This window comes from Segatella copri (genome assembly GCF_019249765.2).
Classification (GTDB): Bacteria; Bacteroidota; Bacteroidia; order Bacteroidales; family Bacteroidaceae; genus Prevotella; species Prevotella copri_K.
In genome coordinates this window covers 2,723,093-2,742,043 of record NZ_CP152484.1, presented here as the reverse complement: position 1 = coordinate 2,742,043, position 18,951 = coordinate 2,723,093, and the positions used below count along the sequence as shown (strand labels likewise).

Below are 18,951 nucleotides of genomic sequence, written 5' to 3'. Positions count from 1 at the left end.
TATTTACAATGGCAATGAAAAGAATCTATAAGATATTCATCTTGGGATGTCTCGTTCTGATGGCATCAGAAGTGAAGGCGCAGGATAAGAAAGACCTCTTCAATCCTGTGAACTATGCAGTCATTTCGCAAACCATAGCTCCTGATGCCCGTGGTGGCGGTTTGGGAGATGTCGGCGCGGCTACCGACCCTGATGTCAATTCCCAGTACTGGAATCCGGCAAAATATCCTTTCACCATTTCGCGTGCTGGTGTGTCGCTCAGCTTCACTCCTTGGCTGCGCTCGCTGGTCAATGATATGAATCTTGCCTATCTATCTGGCTATTACCGTATTGGCGATTACAGCGCCGTATCAGCATCGCTCCGCTATTTCAATATGGGCGAAGTGTTTACCAGTCAGGAAGGTGCCGAGAGTGGCAAGGGTATGACCATCAATCCTTACGAGATGTCGGTCGATGTGGCTTATTCTCTGATGCTCAGCGAGAAGTTCTCTCTTGCTGCCGCCATCCGCTGGATCTATTCCGATATGCGCTTCGATTATACCGAAGATAATTCGCCAGCCTCCGCTTTCGCAGCCGATATTGCCGCCTATTACCAGAACTATGTGGTCATCGGCCAGCGCGAATGCCAGTTGGGTTTGGGTTTGAATATTTCTAACATCGGTAGTAAGATTACCTTCAGCGGCAAGGAGTATGGCGAGTTCCTGCCAGCCAACATGCGTCTGGGTGCTTCGCTGATGATTCCTATCGACGAGTACAACCGCATCACCCTGGCAGCCGATGCCAGCAAGTATCTGGTGCCTACCGTTCCGAAGCAGGAAGAGGGTGAGGATAATTCTGAATACGAAGACCGCGTGCACCGCGAGTATGATGATATTTCGGGCATCAGCGGTATCTTCAAGAGTTTCGGCGATGCCCCTGGCGGTTTCAAGGAAGAGTTGGAGGAAATCAACTATGGTCTGGGTGCCGAGTATGTATATAATGATAAGTTTGCGCTCCGTGCCGGTTATCATCACGAGAGTCAGAGCAAGGGTAACCGCAAGTACTTCACCGTAGGTGCCGGTTTCAAGATGAATGTCTTCTCGCTCGATGCTGCCTATGTGGTGGCTACCGCCAAGAGTAACCCGCTCGACCAGACCCTCCGCTTCACCCTGTCGTTTGATATGGATGGACTGAAGGACCTGTTTAAGAGATAATGTTGAGTGTTGAATGTTGAATGTTGAATGAATAGTGTTGAATGTTGAATGAATAGTGTTGAATGTTGAATGTTGAATGAATAGTGTTGAATGTTGAATGTTGAATGTTGAATTAGGCTAGCGCCCTTGAGTCCGTTAGGCAAAAATTCAACATTCAACATTCAACATTCAATTAATTTAAAGTTATGAATATACGTGTAGGATTTGGATATGATGTCCACAAGCTGGTGGAGAACCGCGACTTGTGGCTGGGAGGAATCAAGATAGATTATGAACTGGGATTGCTGGGCCACAGCGATGCCGATGTGCTGATACATGCCATTTGCGATGCTCTGCTGGGTGCCGCCAACATGCGTGATATCGGATATCATTTCCCGGATACGGCAGCAGAGACACTGAATGTGGATTCTAAGATTCTGCTCCGCAAAACGATGGAACTGATAGCTACCAAGGGCTATACACTGGGCAATATCGATGCCACAGTCTGTGCCGAACGCCCTAAACTCAACCCGCATGTGCCAGCCATGAAAGCCTGTCTGGCAGAGGTAATGGGGGTAGACGAAGACCAGATATCCATCAAGGCAACAACCACCGAGAAACTCGGATTCACGGGCAGAATGGAGGGCATCTCCGCCTATGCCACCGTTCTTATCCAGAAAGGATAGAACGCAAGCAACACGCCCTTAATCGGACAGCACGCAAGCAACACGCCCTGAAAGGGCAGAAGCTCCTAGCCCAGGGCATCGCCCTGGGTGATTACGGACGCAAACCTGTCGCCCTGTAAGGGCAAAAGCTTTCAAAAAACATCAAAAGCTTTATATTCTGCAAAATGTAGAAAAAGTGTCAGAAAGTTGTTAATTTCCGTTTCTTTTGTTCATTTTTGCTTGATATATATCAAAAAAATGCAAAAACGTCACACTTTCTTGGCTGAATATTTGGTGAATAGCCGAAATAGTAGTAATTTTGCAGTGTCAAAAGGTTAATAGATTGTTTAGGTTAGTAGTAATAGATTTAGGTTTTTAGTTATTAGGTTTTAAGGTAGATTGTTTAACCGATAATTGAGAAGGTCGTGAGACTATTTTGATTAGATTTTTTAAGTTAAACATATTGCATGCCACAGCTCGTTGAGAGTTGTGGTATGTTTTTTTATGCCCCTTTCTCCCCCTTCCGTTTCCTCTTTTCCGATTTCCTCGAAAAAAACATGCCTTTTTATTTTGTTTTGTCTCCGATTTGTGCTATCTTTGCAGTATCAATCAATATACGCAGCTTTTTGCGGTATCAAAAATATACGCAGATGAGAGTACTCATAGTAAATACAAGTGAAAAGACAGGCGGAGCGGCAGTAGCAGCCAACCGCCTGATGGATGCCCTTAACAACAATGGCGTTAAGGCAAAGATGTTGGTACGCGACAAGGAGACAGAAGACATCACCGTGGTCAGTCTGCCCCGTTCGCTCAGGTTGCAGTGGAACTTCCTGTGGGAGCGCTGGTGCGTGTTCTGGCATCTCCATTTCTCCCGTCAGCGCCTCTGGGAGGTAGACATGGCAACATCGGGCACCGATATCACCAGGCTCCGCGAGTTTCAGGAGGCAGATGTCATCCATCTCTCCTGGATCAATCAGGGCATGCTCTCACTCAAGAACATCCGCAAGATAATCCGCAGCGGCAAACCGGTGGTATGGACCATGCACGATCTCTGGCCAGCTACCGGCATCTGCCATTATGCCCGTGGCTGCAACCGCTATGCCTCCGCCTGCGGCAACTGTCCGCTTCTCCCCAATAAAGGCAGCAAGAACGACCTCTCAGCAAAGATATTCCGCCGTAAGAAGGAACTCTACCATCGCGGCGCCATCTCCTTCGTCACCTGTAGCCGTTGGCTCGAACGGCAGGCTAAGGGCAGCGGTCTCTTCGTAGGTCAGCGCATCACCAACATCCCGAATCCGATAGATACCCACGTGTTCTGTCCGCAGAATCAGGCAGAGGCGCGTCTGCGTGCCGGTCTGCCAGCCGACAAGCATATCATCCTCTTCGTATCCCAGCGTGTAACCGACGAGCGCAAGGGCATGCGTTATTTCATCGAAGCCATCGACCGGCTGGTAGCGCGCTATCCCGAGATGAAGGAGAATACCGCCATCGCCATCCTGGGCGGCCATTCCGAGGAAGTAAACCTCACCCTGCCGTCCTATTCGCTCGGCTATGTCAGCGATGAGAAGCAGATAGTGGCAATCTACAATTCGGCAGATGCCTTTGTGCTGCCATCGCTCGAAGATAACCTCCCTAACACCATCATGGAGTCGATGGCATGCGGCGTGCCGAGCATCGGTTTTAGGGTAGGAGGTATACCGGAGATGATAGACCATCAGCAGAACGGCTACGTGGCCAACTACCGCGATACCGAAGACCTGGCGAGTGGCATCCACTGGGTACTCGAAGAGGCCGACAGGGCGGCGCTGAAGCAGGCATGTCTGCAGAAGGTAGCACAGAACTATTCGCAGCATGCCGTAGCATTGAAATATATTGAAGTTTATAACGAGGCGATGGCCTACAAAAACTATAAGTTATGATTAAGTTCACCATCGTAACCTGTACGTACAATGCCGAGAAGGAGTTGCAGCGTACCCTCGACAGCGTGCAGCGCCAGACCTACTGCAACATCGAGCACATCATCATGGATGGCGGTTCCCGCGATCGTACCCTCCAGCTGGTGAAGGCATATCAGCATCGCAATGCAGTAGGCGAGAGCTCGCACGAAATCGTGGTCATATCAGAGCCCGACAAGGGACTTTATGATGCCATGAACAAGAGCATCGACCGAGCTACGGGCGATTACCTGGTGTTCATGAATGCCGGCGACACCTTTCCTACAGCCGATACGCTGGAGTATGTAGAAGGCTGTGTAGGCGAAGGCGAAGTACTGCCCGGCGTACTTTACGGTGATACCGATATCGTGGACGAGATGGGCCATTTCCTGCGTCATCGCCGTCTAGCCCCACCCAAGAAGCTCACGTGGCGTTCGTTCATCTGGGGCATGCTGGTATGCCACCAGTCATTCTATGCCCGCACAGACATAGCCCGTGAGATTCATTACGATCTGCACTACCGTTATTCGGCAGATGTAGACTGGTGCATCCGCATCATGCGGGAGTCATCTCGCCGCAAGTTGCCGTTGCGCAACGTCCATGCCGTCCTCACCCATTTTCTGGATGGCGGCATGACCACGCAGAACCACAAAGCCTCCCTGAAGGAGCGTTTTCAGGTGATGCGCACCCATTACGGCCTTCTTCCCACCCTTGCAGTTCATGCCTGGTTCGTGATAAGAGGGGCTGTAAAAAAGTAAAAAGGTAAAAAGAGCCTTAACCCCTTTCGTTTAGTTAATAATTTATAGTTAATAGTTGATAGGGCAGCCTCGCTCGACGGCGTTAGCCCTCTATAAACTATCAACTAAAAAAGCGGCCCCGTTCCCAGCGATTCCATCGCTGGTCCCCTTAAGTCTTGAAAAATAGCCCCTGGTGTGTTCTTGCATCAGGGGCTTTTAACTTTACGGGGACCAGCGATGGAATCGCTGGGGACGGGGACGAACGGAGGTAGGCCTTTTTTACCTTTTTACCTTTAACAGCCCCTTCAGGTCGGCGATGATGGCCTGGGTGTAGGCTCTTATCTGAGATTCTGACAGATCGCTGATATGCTCGGGAGCGAGGGCGGCGATGTGCTGGCGGGTCTCCATCTCTATCATCGTGGCGATAGGGAGGAGCTTGTGGGCTGTCTTGCCGATGGCTTCTATTGATAACTCGCCTTCTGTTGCCTGCTGGAGGTTCTGGAGATGGGATGACAACTCCTGCTTGACGGTGCTGAGTATCTCGGCTTCTGCCTCCGGATCGCCTTCTGCAAAGGTCAGGAGGGCTGCAAAGCGGGATTTCTTATTGTTTTTCTCTGCCATATCCTCTGCTTCTGATGATGTTTTCTCTGCAATATCCTCTGTTTCTGATGCTGCATCCTCCAAACCGAGGATTTCTTTCAGCTTCTCTGTGCTGAACGGCTTGAAGAGGCAATCGTCGAAACCGGCTTCTTTCAACTCTCTGATGATGCTGGCATCGTGGGCGGTCATTGCTACTACCTTCATGTGGCTGTGGTTGATGTGCTGAATCATCCTGATGCCGTTCATCTCGGGCATTTCGATATCCATCATCATCAGCGCAGGATGCTCGTTGTGGAGCACGGTGAGCGCCTCGGCTACATGCAGACAGGCAAAGACTTGCCAACTGTCGCCTACCAGCTTCTTCAGCATCTCCTGAAGCAGACGGAGCTGCAACGGGTCGTCATCGAGCAGCAGTATCTTGTGGTTTTCGAAATGGGGCTTGGCTGGGGCGAGCGGCTTCTGCTCTTCTGCCTCTTCTGCTGCAGGAGCGGTACCTAAGGCAAGCGGAATGGTGACGGTGAAGGTGCTGCCCTTGTCCTTGACGGATTCCAGACGCAGGGTGCCCTGAAGCAGATTGACCAGTTCCTGGGTGATGTTCAGTCCGAGACCGGTGCCCTCGATGCCCTGGGCACTCTTCAGACGGGTGAACGCCTGGAACACCTTCTGGCGCTCTTCGGTGGTCATGCCCTTGCCGGTATCCCTTACCGAGAAGGTGAGGAGGTGCTGGGGACTGATGGCTGCCTGGATGGTGACGCTGCCCTTATCGGTATACTTGATGGCATTGCTCACCAGGTTGTTGAGTATCTGACGGATACGGAAGGCATCGGCACGGTAGTAGGTCTGCGGACTGCTGATGCCATCGAGCTCCAGATGCAGTTCCAATCCCTTCTCCTGGCTCAGGATCTGCATCTCTCCGGCACACTGGCGGAACATGTCGGCAGGCGAGAAATCTACAGGGTTCAGCTTCATCAGTCCGTTTTCCAACTGGTGATAATCGAGCAGGGCGGCAACGAGCCGGGAGAGATGGGTGGCAGAACCCTTGATGCTGTTGAGACAGGAGATGCCCTGCGGGGTGTCGACATAATCCTTCATCAGGTCGATGAAGCCCGAGATGCTGGCAGCCGGAGCCTTGATGTCGTGGGTGATGGTGAGGAGCAGGCGTTCGCGCTGGTTCATGATGCGCCTGATTTCCTCGTTAGCCTCTTCGAGATTCTCGCGGTAGATGCGTTCCTTCTGCGTATCGCGGTAGATGTAATAGACGAGGATGACGGCGGCTGTGATGGCTACGATGGCAAGCAGACCTATCTGCCAGAGCAGATTCTGGCGAGCCTGCATCGCCTGGTTGATAGCCTGCTGCATCGCCTGACGTTCGCGCTGGTGGATATCGTTGAGCTGCTGGGAGGAGCGCAGGGCGAGGCGGGCATTGGTTATCTGCAGGTCTCTCACCTCGCGGTTGATGGCATCATGGTTATCGTGTGTAGACTGCTTCTCCTTGCGGTCAATCTGTTCCAGGATATCGGCTACGTTTCCGGCTAAGTTGACTGGGGTAGAGAGGGTATCGGTGACAGCCTGGTTGCTGTCGCGTCTGATGCTGAGCGTTTCGGCATGTTCCTTCCTGAAGGCATCGGCAAGGCGGCGGAAGAAGCCCTTGCGGGTTTTCATCACCTCTACGGTAGTGTTCTTTGCCACATGGGTCTTGGGTGCCTTGGAATGCACGACAACGGAATCTTCGCCACTGTTGAGGCTGTTCATCTTCTCGTGCAGATAGTTGTGGGATGACTTGCCCTGCATGGCGCGGGTAAGCTGCTGCAGATTGGTCTGTTCCTCCTTGAGCAGGTTGGACATGGTGCTGTCGGCTGCCTGTCGCTTTTCGATATAGTCGCGGGTTGCCTGGTTGATAGCGAGCACGGATGTGGTGTTGCGATATACCAACCCTATCGCCAGAATCAGTACGATGGCGACGATGATGTAACCCAGGGCTACCTTGAAAGGAACGTTTGTTTGCTGCATCTTCTTATCTTTTAATGTTTTGAGTCTTTTTGCTATTTGCGTGCAAAGTTAATCAAAAATGCGATATAAACCAACGAAAACAGGAGATAAATGCCAAAATCTGGTCATCTATCTCCTGTTTCATTGAAAGCGACGCGTAATTACTATTTTCTGAAGGTGGATTTACTTTGCTACGGTTGAATCCACTGTTGCTGCTGGTGCCTCAACAGGTGTTGCTGTTGTGTCGGCTGGAGCTACTGTGTCTACTGGTTCTGAACCTGCAACGCTTACCATTCTGTTACCTGCAAATACATTGCTAACTGATACCATTGCTACTGCTGCGATAACTGCAAATACTAACTTTTTCATAATTCTTTTGTTTTTTAATTGTGAATATTATTGTTTATTAATTCTCTTGCTGAAACTCATTTGCGAGTTCGCTAAATAATATCACAATAGGCGTGCCAAAAATCGATGAATTTGTTAAGTGTCTGATAATCAGAGGAGATGACGTTTCGTGCCAGAAACGGGGTGTGGGGAAAGTGGGGAAAAGGTGTAGAAAAATTCCCCAATATAGTGTGGAATATATTGGGGAATCGGGGTGTGGCATGTTTACTCCATGCCGTATTTCTTCATCTTGTTGTAGAGTGTCTTGCGGTCGATGGCAAGCAGTTGGGCAGCCTTGCTCTTGTTGCCGTGGGTGGCTCTCAGGGCAGCGGCGATGCTTTCCTGTTCCGACTGTTCGCTGTGCAGCTGCATATTGATTGGTCGGGCTGTGGAGGTCTGTGCCATCGTCTTCTCCAGTTCCTGGGCACCGATATACTTGCCACGGGTGAGCAGGGTGGCGCGCTTCATCACATTGTTCAGTTCGCGCAGGTTGCCCGGCCAGTCGTATGAGGCAATGATTTCGGAGGCTTTGGCATCCATTCCGAGCACATTCTTGCCCAGTTCCTGGTTGGCGTGCTTGATAAAGAGGTTGGCAAAGAGGAAGATATCGGCACCTCTGTCCTTGAGGGCAGGCATGTAGATGGTAAACTCGTTGATGCGGTGATAGAGGTCCTCTCTGAACTTGCCTTCGGCTACCGCCTGCGCCAGATTCTCGTTGGTGGCACAGATGAGTCGTATATCCACATCAATCTCCTGCGTGCTGCCCAGCGGACGGATTTTCCTCTCCTGCAAGGCTCTGAGGAGCTGCACCTGTACTTCGTAGTTGAGGTTTCCCATTTCATCGAGGAAAACCGTTCCGCCGTTAGCTATCTCGAAGGCGCCCTTCTTATCCTGTTCGGCTCCGGTAAAGGCACCCTTCTTATATCCGAAGAATTCAGATGCCGCCACCTCCTTAGGGATGGCGCCGCAGTCGATGGCATAGAAAGGCTTGTCCTTGCGCAGACTCTGTTCGTGGATGCTGCGCGCCACATATTCCTTTCCGGTGCCGCTGGCTCCGAGAATGAGCACTGACATCGGGGTTGGGGCAACGAGCGAAACGAACTCGTAGAGCTGTTTGGAAGCCTCGCTTTCACCTTTTATATATCTAGGCACCTCCGCACCTTGCTGCTCTTCTTGGGGCGCATCCTGCATGGTGGCAGATTCCGCACGCTGAGGGGCAGAAACCGCTGAAGCAGCCGACTGGATAGCCTCACGGATTTTCTCTAAGAGAATTTCGGGATGGAAGGGTTTAGCCACGTAATCGGTAGCACCCGATTTCATGGCACATACAGCATTCTGAACCTCTGCATAGCTAGTCATTACGATAAAAGGCAGGTGGGCATCGGTCTTTCTGATATGCTGGAGCAATACCAGTCCGTCGTGGTCGGGCAGGCGCAAGTCGGAAAGAACCAGATGGAATGCATCGCCGGCTCCCATCGCTTTGATGGCAGCGCCTACAGATGTTACCCTTTCTACATCGAATCCTTTCTTTTTGAGCCAAGTCTGTATCATTGTTCCGAATGCCAAATCGTCTTCTACAATCAATATCCTCTTCATAATGTTCTGTTTTATCCTCTTCTAAAATATCGTTATATATAACTTTGTGCAAAGGTACGGAAAAGTTATATGGAAAGCTATTTAATTCACATTATTTAGCAATAAAACCGACTAAAATTCTACAAACCCTGTTCTATTATCTTATTTTTAGTGAAAAGAACAATTGTTTTCGGATAAAAGCATGCTAGTTGCTTTATTTTTTGTATCTTTGCATAAGATAAATAAGATTTAGAGTCATGAATCCGATAGTACAAACCATCATATTGTCAGCTTCGGCGGTGCGCATGTTGCCGCATATCGCTCTGTATCTGCTCCATAAGAAGGAGATAGATGCCGACCTGCTGAAGGTGCAGGACAGGAAGCCTACGGTGCTCAACCTGATTAAGGCATGCACCCGCGAAAGGAGTTTCCGCAATCTGTTTTATTACCGCATGGGCGAATACCGTTCGGTTTTCATCAGCTGGCTGTTGCCTCCCGAGCGTACGATGACCATCTGGTGTCCGCATATCGGGAAGGGTGCGCATCTGGAGCACAGCTATGCCACCTATCTCAACGCAGAAAGCATAGGTGATGACTTCTACTGTCTGCAGATGGTGACGCTGGGCAACGGCAAGGGCGGCAGACCTACCATAGGAAATGACGTGAAGATTTATACCGGCGCCACGGTATTCGGCGGCATCCATATCGGCAACCACGTGACGATAGGCGCCGGTGCCGTGGTATTCCAGGATATTCCCGACGGGGCTACCGTGGTAGGGAATCCGGGGAGAATCATTCAGAAATAATCAATTTAAAGATAGAGAATATGAACTATGCATTGATCATAGCCGGAGGTTCTGGCAATAGAATGGGACAGGACATCCCAAAGCAGTTTATGCATGTAGACAACTGTCCTATCATCATCCATACGATGATGGCTTTTCAGAAGCATCCTGATATTCAGGGTATTGCTGTGGTATGTCTGGCAGGTTGGGAAACGGTACTGCAGTCGTATGCCAACCAGTTCTGCATTACCAAGCTGAAATGGATATTCCCTGGCGGGAGCAATGGTCAGGAGTCGATCCACAATGGTATCTATGGCTTGAAAGAGGCGGGATGCGGTGATGACGACCTGGTGCTGGTGCATGATGCCGTGCGCCCACTCTTGTCGCAAGACATCATCTCATCCAATATCGCTATCTGCCAGAAGTATGGCTATGCCATTACGGGTATCAAATGTAGAGAGGCTATTCTGGAGAGCGAAGATGGTTTCACGACCAACACCAGTATTCCGCGCGACAAACTGATCCGTACCCAGACACCCCAGACCTTCCGTTTGGGCAATCTGATAGCAGCCCACGAAGAGGCTAAGGAGAAGGGCATCACCAATTCGGTGGCATCCTGTACCCTGATGGCAGAACTGGGAGGCAGACAGATGCATATCGTGCCTGGTTCAGAGAAGAACATCAAGATAACCACCGTTGAGGATCTGGAGATACTGAAGGCACTGATGAAGGTTCAGCCTGAGGCTTGGTTAAAATAAATATGTTATGATAGGAAATTCACTATATAAGGAAGATATTGCGCGCCTTTTCCGGGAAGGTTTGGAATTGGAGCGTCTGCATGGCAAGACCATTCTTGTGGCTGGTGCTACAGGATTGGTAGGAGGCTGTGTGGTTGATGTGCTGATGCAGAATCCTGCCCGGTGCTACAAGGTGATAGCAGCCGGAAGAAACAAGGAACGTGCCCGACAGAAGTTTGCTGCCTATTGGGAGGATGAATCTTTCTTCTTTGCAGAGATAGACGTTACCCAGCCTGTCATCAAGAGCATGGACAGGATGATAGGGGAACCAGTCTATAATGAGTTGGCTGAGGGCGCTGATTACATCATCGATGCAGCCAGCAATGCGAGTCCTAACTTCTTTAAGCAGAACCCTGTAGAGGTGATGAAGGCAAACATCAACGGCGTATCCAACCTGCTGGAATATGGATTGAGCCACCGCATGCAGCGCATGGTTTATATCTCTTCGGGTGAAATCTATGGCGAGGGCGATGGCTCTGAATTTAGCGAGAAGAGCAGCGGCTATGTGGATTGTGCATCGGTGCGTGCCTGCTATCCATCTTCCAAACGTGCTGCCGAAACGCTCTGCATGGCATACGGAGCAGAGTATGATGCCGATGTGGTGATAGCCAGACTGAGTCATACCTACGGTCCGGGCTTTACGGAGAGTGACAATAGGGTGTATGCCCAGTTTATCCGCAATGTTCTGAAGGGTGAGGATATCGTCCTGAAGAGTAAGGGTGAGGCTTTCCGCTCCTGGCTTTATGTGGTAGATGCCGCCCATGCCATCTTGCGCCTCCTGCTGGATGGCGAGAGGGCAAATGCCTATAATGTGGCTCATTCAGAATCGAATATCTCCATCCGCCAACTGGCAGAGCTGATAGCCCGGAAAGCGGATAGAAAGGTGGTGTTTGATATTCCTGAGGCGGATGCGCAGCAGGGCAATACCACGCCTATCACCAAGGCAACCTTCAGTACGGATAAGCTCAAGGCTTTAGGCTGGAAACCGCTCTTTGATGTAGAAGAAGGTTTCGGACATACCTTGCAGGAAGTGAGGGAAGGCTAAAGCTTTCTTTTAATCTCATCCCATGTTTCCCGCTTTTCCATGTTCAGATAGTAGCGAAGGTGTTTCTCTACTCTCTGTTCTACGGGTGGAAACTTCATATAGTCGCCAAAGAAGTGGCGCAGATAGGTATCAGCCTGCTCCGGCAGCAAGACGGTGGTATCCTCGAACGGGAATTCCTTGCCCTTGCCGAGCCATTCCTTCGGGAAAATCTCCTTATAGTGGTAGGAACCTGTATTCACCAGTACGTTCTTCGCCTTATCGAAGTCATACCGGTGACTCATCTTGTCCATCTGCTGGATGAGGCGGTGGCGCATCTTGCTGCGGCAGAAGAAGGCGAGCGTCTTGATGGCAAAGCGGCCCCAAGTTTCCTTGTGCAGGAGCAGGGAGATGTACTCAAAGAAAGTATTGTGGGTGGTTACGGCATTCAGACGGTTGATGGTCTTCGAGTATTTGCGATACAGCGCCTTTGCCGTTTCCAGGTCATCGTCGGTGGCATCAAGAGGGAAGATATCTACGTAAAGACCGATGATGCAGGGACGCTCCTTCTCCTCGATAAGGGTGGTTTCGCGGTTCACGAGTTTGGAGAAATACAGAGGGTATGACTCGTTGTTGTAGGGAGTTACTACCTCGTATTTGCCAAAGTCTTCATGCTTGGCGATTTCGAGCAGACGGTCGTAGTCGGGGCGTGGCATCAGTACGTCGATGTCATCGTCCCAGGGAATCATTCCGTGGTGACGGGCGGCTCCGATAGCGGTGCCGGCACAACAGTAATATCTGAGGTGATACTTGTTGCAGATTTCGATGAAAGCCTTCAATATATCGAGTATTGTGGCGTTCCATTCCTTCTTGATGTTCTTAATATCCATACTTTTTTCTGTTTTACGGCTGCAAAAGTAAGCAAAAAGTTTTGAACTTCAAACTATTTATGCTACTTTTGCATTCTAAAAAGTAAAAACAAGTAATATTCCATATTTATCAGATAGAAACGATGGCAGAATCATTAAAGGAAAAAACCGCCAAGGGATTGTTTTGGGGAGCGATGAACAGTGGCTCTACCCAGGTACTCAATATCCTCTTTGGCATCTTCTTGGCGCGTTTGTTGTCGCCAGCCGATTATGGTATCATCGGCATCCTCACCATATTCACCCTGATAGCGGGCAATCTGCAGAGTAGCGGGTTTACCCAGGCACTGGTGAATATCAGGAAACCCACCGACAACGATTATAACTCGGTGTTCTGGTTTAATGTCCTGGTGAGTCTTACCATGTATGTGGTGCTCTTTTTCTGTGCGCCGCTGATAGCAGATTTCTTCCATCAGCCTTGTCTCACCTCTCTGTCGCGCTTCGTGTTCCTGAGTTTCTTCATCTCTTCGTTTGGTATCGCCCAGAACGGATATATGATGAAGAACATGATGAACAAGGAGATTACCGTCGTTAATTTCATGGCTCTGATCAGTTCGAATGTCGTGGGACTGGTACTGGCATTCAACGGCATGGCTTACTGGAGTCTTGCCTGGCAGCAGGTTATCTTTATCCTCGTGCTGAATATCGGAAGATATTATTATACGGGATGGCGCCCGAATTTTCATATCGATTTCGGACCGGTAAGGAAGATGTTCGGATTCAGCGTGAAACTTCTGGTTACCAACATCATCAATACGGTGAGCAACAATGTATTGACCTTTGTCTTCGGCAGGTTCTATCCGATTAATGATGTGGGTAACTATAGTCAGGCATACAACTGGGACACCAAGGCTAATTCGTTTGTTGCCAATACGGTGGGACAGATAGCTCAGCCCGTCTTGGCTTCTATCCAGGACGATAAGAACCGCGAGTTGCTGGTGTTCAGAAAGATGCTCCGTTTCACGGCATTCCTTTCTTTCCCCTTGATGTTTGGCTTGACCCTGGTATCACGCGAATTCATTCTGATTACGATTCATGAGAAATGGATAGCCAGTGTGCCGCTGTTGCAGATTCTTTGTGTGAGCGGTGCCTTTATGCCGATTTATACGCTCTATCAGAACCTTGCCATCAGCAAGGGACGTTCTGATGTATATATGTGGTGCAACATCGGTCAGGTAGTGGGTTTGCTCGCCTTGGTATTGTTCTGTCATCAATATGGCATCCAGACCATGGTGATAGCCTATACCGTGTTTATCATCGCCTGGCTTCTGGTCTGGCAGTGGATGATGAAGCGTGTTGCCGGATTGCGGTTCCTGGATGTGGCAAAGGATATACTGCCATTCATGCTCTGCGCGGCAGCCACGATGGTAGTTACCTATTTTATGACCCGCAGCCTGCAGAACATCTATCTCCTGCTGCTGGTTCGTCTGCTGGTTTCTGCCACCATCTACTTCTGTATCATGAAACTGCTGAAGGTGCAGATATTAGAAGAGTGTATAGCTTTCTGTAAGCGAGGTAGATAAGATTCACCCTCTTGACAGGTACCCCCTTTTTGATGAGCTTGATGATGAGTCGGATGAGGCAGCTCTTAGGCTTGTAGGCGAGCACCTGATCCACCTTTTCGAAGGCTACCTGTGCGTTTGCTGCCCAGCGGTAGGCATTGACGATGCCTATCTCTGTGGCCCTGAGGTACTGATGCTTCTTATCGTTCTGCTCGAAAAAATCGATGAGTCGGCGGGTTGACTTGAAGTATGACAGGAGATTCTTTTCAGAGATGTTGTGATTGTAGGAATTCTCATTGTCGGTACGGTAATAATATACTGCATCATCGATGTTCACCTTTTTGCCGTAGAACATAAACTGGGCATTCCAGAAAAGATCTTCCGCATAGTTGATGCCCTCTTCAAAGAATATCCTGTGCTCCATGATGAGCGAACGCTTATAGATTCTGCCCCACAGCCGGTTGGTGATGATGTTCTGACAGACAAGCAGTTTGAGCAGCTTCTCATCAGAAACTTCAAAAGGTTTCTGGAGCATTCCTGCCTTTCCATCGCACCACTCTTTGTAGCCGCCATCAATCAGGTCGGCATGGCTACTATCTGCTTTTCTTGCCAGCTTCTCAACTGCATCTTCCGGCAGCATATCGTCGCTATCGGCAAATAAAAGATAATCGCCTGTAGCTGCCATCAATGCCGTCTGTCTTGCAGCTCCCACGCCCCGGTTTCTGTCGTGGTGGATGATGCGTACCTGTTGTGCTCTTTCAGGATATTCTTTCAGGAGCGCTTGCAGAATACCGATACTTTTATCGGGGGTATAGTCATCTACAAAGATGTATTCGATAGACGCATACGACTGCTCGAACAGTGAACGGGCGCACTGTTCGATATATTTTTCTACTCCATAGATAGGGGTTAAGATACTTATTTTCAGCATGATGGTTTTAATCTAAGATACTTTTTTATCTTGTCGGATTCTCTTTTTTTATCTTGTGAGATACTGGAATATCAGCGTGCTGTTATAGAAGAACAGGAAGATGGTGATAACTGCGAGTGTTCCACGAAGATAAGGCAGATATTTCTCCTTACAGTTTCTGATGATATATCCGATACAGATCGGAATGATGAACGCCCAATGGGCAGCCATGATGTAAACCTCGTTCAGTCCGAATCCCATTATCAGATGAATGAAGGCATCGCATGCCACCCATGAGGCAGTGAGCCAGAGAAAGACCGATCTTCTTCCCATCCAAAAGCCCATACACAGCAGAATCACGATGATACTCTCTATGATATAAGGAATAGGTGTCTGATATTTCACGAATATCGGGCGGTGGCTGTGGATATCTTCCAGCAGATGTTCTCTGTGCAGGATAAGCGATTCGCCAAAAACGTTTTCTACCAGTGATACTGAACGGGAGATAGACATATCTGCCCATGAAAGCATGCCCCGTTTCTGGATATTCTTGCCTGCGATAGCCTTATCGTGCTTTTGTTTCTGTTCCATTTTGGCTCTGAAAGTACTGTCTTTCGCTGCTTTCTGAGCCACGAGCCTTTCTCCTTCCAGGCGGTTCGGAATGATGAATGCCTTGTTCTGGTAGATGCCTGCAGCACCTATCAGAAGGGTAGGCAAGATGATGCCCAATGCCAAATATTTCAGACGGAAGAGTTTTTTGCCATTGGTAAAGAGGGCGGCAAGGAAGGTCTTGGCGCCATTACTCAGCGTGATGCCTGCCGTGAAGAAAAAGAGCAGGGCTGTTTGCCACCAAGGCATGCTGCGGTGTTCCTGCTGCTGTTTGCCTGCCAGATAAAGTGTCATTGACAGGAAGAAAAGCGACATGCCGAAATGGTCATCCACAAAGGTGACGAGCAGCACGTAGGCAAAGGAAAAAAGCATCGCTGTGAGCACATTGCTGTCTATAGCCTTCAGCTGCATCACCTCTCTGAAGATTCTTCTAAAGAAGAGGGTGGAGTAGGTGGAGAAGAATGTCATCATCACCGCCACGATGGTAGTTGCCCAGTTGCGGGAGGTGAGTTCTATCAGCCAGCCGTTCAGTAGCGAGAAAGGATAGAGGAAGAAAGGGAGCATGGGATGGCGATACTCCGTGTAATACACCTTCCACTTCGAGAGGGTAAGGTAGGTGTAGGGGTCGAAACCTGAAATCTGAAAGTTCTTGGTGAAGAGTGTCCAGAATCCTGCTTTCGGTTTGCCGAAATCATCAAAATGATAGGTTATCATCAGCACATTAAAGGCGATGATAACGATGAGTGTAATCAAGGCAAAGAGCCTTTCTTCTTTTTTAATTCTAAATATATTGTTCATTCTCTGATTATTTTTTTTGCTGGGCTGATGCATGCCGCATCTCCTTCTTAGCGCTGCAAAAGTAATTGTTTTTTCTGAATATTCAAAAAGAAAGGCTCTATTTTGTGTCTTTTTTCTGATAAAAACGGAGTTTTATTTTGTATTCTCTTTTATTTGGTGTATCTTTGTCGCAATGATGATGAAAAAGTCATCAGGACGGACAGTTGGATAATAAAGATAAATAATGACAATGAAACATGCTTTTTTGATAATGGCTCATGGCAGTTTACCGCTTCTGAGGGTATTGCTGTCGATGCTCGATGATGAGCGAAATGATATATTTCTGCATATCGACCGGAAATCGGATATGCTTGATGGTGCCGAACCGCTGGTTCTTTCCAAGGCACGCCTCTTTTTATTGGAACAGAGGGTGGATGTGCGTTGGGGAAATCTGAGCCAGATTAAGGCGGAGTATGTGCTTTTCGAGGAGGCTTTGAAGCATGGACCTTATGCCTACTACCATCTGCTGAGTGGTCAGGATTTACCTATCAAATCGCAGGATTACATCCATCAGTTCTTTGAGGAGCATCAGGGTAAGGAGTTTGTGGGCATCAATCATGGTGAGGAATTTGAATGGGATTGCCGCCGGAAGATGATGCGTTATTGGCTATTTACCAGTCTTACCCGCTCGAAGTATGGGGCTTTGAATGCCATTACCAGGCGACTGAATAAATATCTTTCGATGCTGCTCATGCCGTTCCTGCATCGCCAGAAGATGGATTTTGCCAAGGGTGCCAACTGGGTGAGCATCACGCAGGCATGCGTGGAGTATGTGGTGAGCCAGAAGCCGTTTGTATTGAAAAGATTCAATTATACCTTCTGCCCTGATGAGTTCTTCCTGCAGACCCTGGTATGGAATCAGCCTGCCTTTAGAGCCGCCCTGTATTCTGAAAAAGATGAATATGAGGGCTGCATGCGACTTATCGACTGGAAACGGGGCAATCCATACGTTTGGACTTTTGCAGACAAAGAGGAGCTGGAACAAAGCAACCGCCTCTTTGCCCGTAAGTTTGATATGAAGCATGAGGATATCATCCGCTGGATCAAGGCTTCTTGCTAATATTTATCCTAGCATGTAGTCTACCAGCAGATATCCGTTGCTTATCCACAGATAGAGGGTGATGGCGAGCATCAATCCTCTGAAGGCCCATTTCAGGTTCTTTCCTTTTGCCTTGAGCGCCAGGAAGGCGATGGCGATAGGAAGGGCATACATATAGTGGGCAGTCATGATATATACCTCGTTGATACCGAAGCCCAAACCGATATGGAGGGCAGTATCCATCAGGAAGAATGTCAGGGTGAGCCAGAGGAACTTTGATTTTCTTCCGGCAAGGATGCCAAGTAAGAAAAGCACAACGATGCATGTCTCTACCACATAATTGACCGCAGACTGGTATTTCACGATAACCGGACGGTTGCGCAATACATCGCCCAGAAGGTTCTGCTGGTGCAGCATGATGCTTTCACCGAAGAAATTCTCGACCAGAGTTTGCGAGCGGGAGGTCGTCTTGTCGGTCCAGTTCATGAATTCGCCCTTGGCGATAGGCTTGCCCGTGTTCTTGTTCCATATCTGTTTATGGTCACGAACATATTTGGCATGCGCTTTATCCTTGATGATTTTCCTGACGGCAGTTTCTACCTTTGCCGAGTCTTTCACGCCAGTGCTGTCGCGGTATTGCTGGTAAATCTTGGCTGTGGCTTCCTTGTTTTTCTTCATCTTAGCCTCGTGTCTTGCCATCTCCTTAGGCCATACGAAGGTGCGGTATTCCCATCTGGCGAAAGCCCACATGAGTGCGGCAGGAAGGATGACTCCTATCAGGAAGTATTTGATACTGAAGAACTTTCTGCCATTGGTGAAAAGGGCGGCAAGATAGGTCTTCAGACCATTGTTGAGCGATACGCCCGCTGTAAATACAAAGAGCAGGATAGTCTGCCAGATGGTAAGCTGTCTGCCTTTCTTCATGCATACGCCTGTGATATACAGGGTACAGAGGAGTATGATCATCGACATGATGAAATGGTCGGGTACCATCGCTGAAACCATCACATAGGCAAAAGAGAAATAGAAGGCAGAGAGTAGATTGGCATCAAAGCGCTCTGTACCAATCACTTCTCTGAATATACGGTAAAGGAAAATGAAGGAATAGAAGGCGCAGAACACCAGGATAGCTCCCACGACAAACTGAACGCAGTTGATGCCGGTAAGCATCATCAATCCTTGATTTATCTGATTCGGGATATACATGAAGAACGCCAGCAGCGGGTGGCGGTATACGTTATATTCTGTGTCCCAGTGAGATACGATGCTATAGGTAAGCGGGTCGAAACCTGCCACATGGAAGGTCTTGACAAAGAGTTTGTGATAATTATCTGTAATCTGCGAGAACTGGCTGTGGTATTTGATGACAGTCAGGGCATTGAGGGCACATGCTATGATGAGTGCGACGAGTGCTGAAACTCTTTCCTCTTTCTTGATTTTAAAAATATCGAATATCTTTTTCATAT

At 48.9% G+C, this 18,951-nt stretch carries 16 protein-coding genes; 9 read left to right on the top strand and 7 right to left on the bottom strand.

The window, feature by feature from the left end:
• Positions 1 to 14: 14 nt before the first annotated feature.
• The 4 genes from porV (at position 15) to KUA46_RS11760 (ending at position 4,529) form a co-directional block, all read left to right on the top strand.
• Positions 15 to 1,193 (top strand): type IX secretion system outer membrane channel protein PorV, encoded by a 1,179-nt coding sequence (gene porV / locus KUA46_RS11775; protein ID WP_218486767.1) that lies wholly within the window; start codon positions 15 to 17, stop codon positions 1,191 to 1,193.
• A 185-nt stretch (positions 1,194 to 1,378) separates the two neighbouring features.
• On the top strand, positions 1,379 to 1,858 hold the full coding sequence (gene ispF, locus KUA46_RS11770) for a 2-C-methyl-D-erythritol 2,4-cyclodiphosphate synthase (protein ID WP_006848000.1): 480 nt from the start codon (positions 1,379 to 1,381) through the stop codon (positions 1,856 to 1,858).
• Between the two features lie 629 nt (positions 1,859 to 2,487).
• On the top strand, positions 2,488 to 3,756 hold the full coding sequence (locus KUA46_RS11765) for a glycosyltransferase (RefSeq protein ID WP_153092834.1): 1,269 nt from the start codon (positions 2,488 to 2,490) through the stop codon (positions 3,754 to 3,756).
• Positions 3,753 to 4,529, top strand: coding sequence for a glycosyltransferase family 2 protein (locus KUA46_RS11760; protein ID WP_217326232.1), 777 nt, complete (start codon positions 3,753 to 3,755; stop codon positions 4,527 to 4,529). The genes KUA46_RS11765 and KUA46_RS11760 overlap by 4 nt, the downstream gene beginning before the upstream one ends.
• Positions 4,530 to 4,787: 258 nt before the next feature.
• On the opposite strand, the gene KUA46_RS11755 is transcribed toward KUA46_RS11760, so the two are convergent.
• The 3 genes from KUA46_RS11755 to KUA46_RS11745 form a co-directional block, all read right to left on the bottom strand.
• Entirely contained in the window at positions 4,788 to 7,118 is a 2,331-nt protein-coding gene (locus KUA46_RS11755; protein ID WP_218486719.1) for an ATP-binding protein, read from the bottom strand.
• 162 nt (positions 7,119 to 7,280) lie between these two features.
• Entirely contained in the window at positions 7,281 to 7,466 is a 186-nt protein-coding gene (locus KUA46_RS11750; protein ID WP_006847994.1) for a hypothetical protein, read from the bottom strand.
• 243 nt (positions 7,467 to 7,709) lie between these two features.
• Complete coding sequence (locus KUA46_RS11745) at positions 7,710 to 9,080, bottom strand: sigma-54-dependent transcriptional regulator (protein WP_218486720.1); 1,371 nt, start codon at positions 9,078 to 9,080, stop codon at positions 7,710 to 7,712.
• A gap of 236 nt (positions 9,081 to 9,316) precedes the next feature.
• Between KUA46_RS11745 and KUA46_RS11740 the strand changes: the two genes are divergently transcribed.
• Genes KUA46_RS11740 through KUA46_RS11730 form a run of 3 tightly spaced genes read left to right on the top strand, consistent with a single transcriptional unit; the run spans position 9,317 to position 11,686 of the window.
• Positions 9,317 to 9,865, top strand: a complete 549-nt coding sequence (locus KUA46_RS11740; protein ID WP_022120365.1) for a serine O-acetyltransferase — start codon at positions 9,317 to 9,319, stop codon at positions 9,863 to 9,865.
• A gap of 20 nt (positions 9,866 to 9,885) precedes the next feature.
• On the top strand, positions 9,886 to 10,602 hold the full coding sequence (locus KUA46_RS11735; protein ID WP_118080252.1) for an IspD/TarI family cytidylyltransferase: 717 nt from the start codon (positions 9,886 to 9,888) through the stop codon (positions 10,600 to 10,602).
• Positions 10,603 to 10,609: 7 nt separating this feature from the next.
• Positions 10,610 to 11,686: an NAD-dependent epimerase/dehydratase family protein gene (locus tag KUA46_RS11730; RefSeq protein ID WP_218486721.1), complete on the top strand. Its 1,077-nt coding sequence runs from the start codon at positions 10,610 to 10,612 to the stop codon at positions 11,684 to 11,686.
• Here KUA46_RS11730 and KUA46_RS11725 read toward each other — a convergent pair.
• Positions 11,683 to 12,552: a LicD family protein gene (locus KUA46_RS11725; RefSeq protein WP_218486722.1), complete on the bottom strand. Its 870-nt coding sequence runs from the start codon at positions 12,550 to 12,552 to the stop codon at positions 11,683 to 11,685. The genes KUA46_RS11730 and KUA46_RS11725 overlap by 4 nt on opposite strands.
• A 122-nt stretch (positions 12,553 to 12,674) precedes the next feature.
• On the opposite strand from KUA46_RS11725, the gene KUA46_RS11720 reads away from it, so the two are divergent.
• Positions 12,675 to 14,111, top strand: a complete 1,437-nt coding sequence (locus KUA46_RS11720) for a lipopolysaccharide biosynthesis protein (RefSeq protein WP_217745490.1) — start codon at positions 12,675 to 12,677, stop codon at positions 14,109 to 14,111.
• Here KUA46_RS11720 and KUA46_RS11715 read toward each other — a convergent pair.
• Both KUA46_RS11715 and KUA46_RS11710 read right to left on the bottom strand, forming a co-directional pair.
• Positions 14,047 to 15,021, bottom strand: coding sequence for a glycosyltransferase family 2 protein (locus tag KUA46_RS11715; RefSeq protein WP_217326229.1), 975 nt, complete (start codon positions 15,019 to 15,021; stop codon positions 14,047 to 14,049). The genes KUA46_RS11720 and KUA46_RS11715 overlap by 65 nt on opposite strands.
• A gap of 48 nt (positions 15,022 to 15,069) precedes the next feature.
• A complete protein-coding gene (locus KUA46_RS11710) occupies positions 15,070 to 16,407 on the bottom strand; it encodes a DUF6080 domain-containing protein (protein ID WP_254364565.1) in 1,338 nt (445 codons plus the stop codon).
• A 229-nt stretch (positions 16,408 to 16,636) separates the two neighbouring features.
• Between KUA46_RS11710 and KUA46_RS11705 the strand changes: the two genes are divergently transcribed.
• The gene (locus tag KUA46_RS11705) at positions 16,637 to 17,506 is read left to right on the top strand and encodes a beta-1,6-N-acetylglucosaminyltransferase (protein WP_153119405.1); all 870 of its coding nucleotides are present in this window, start codon (positions 16,637 to 16,639) and stop codon (positions 17,504 to 17,506) included.
• Positions 17,507 to 17,509: 3 nt separating this feature from the next.
• Here the strand turns inward: KUA46_RS11705 and KUA46_RS11700 are convergent, their stop codons facing one another.
• Entirely contained in the window at positions 17,510 to 18,949 is a 1,440-nt protein-coding gene (locus KUA46_RS11700; protein ID WP_218486723.1) for a DUF6080 domain-containing protein, read from the bottom strand.
• Between the last annotated feature and the right edge of the window lie 2 nt (positions 18,950 to 18,951).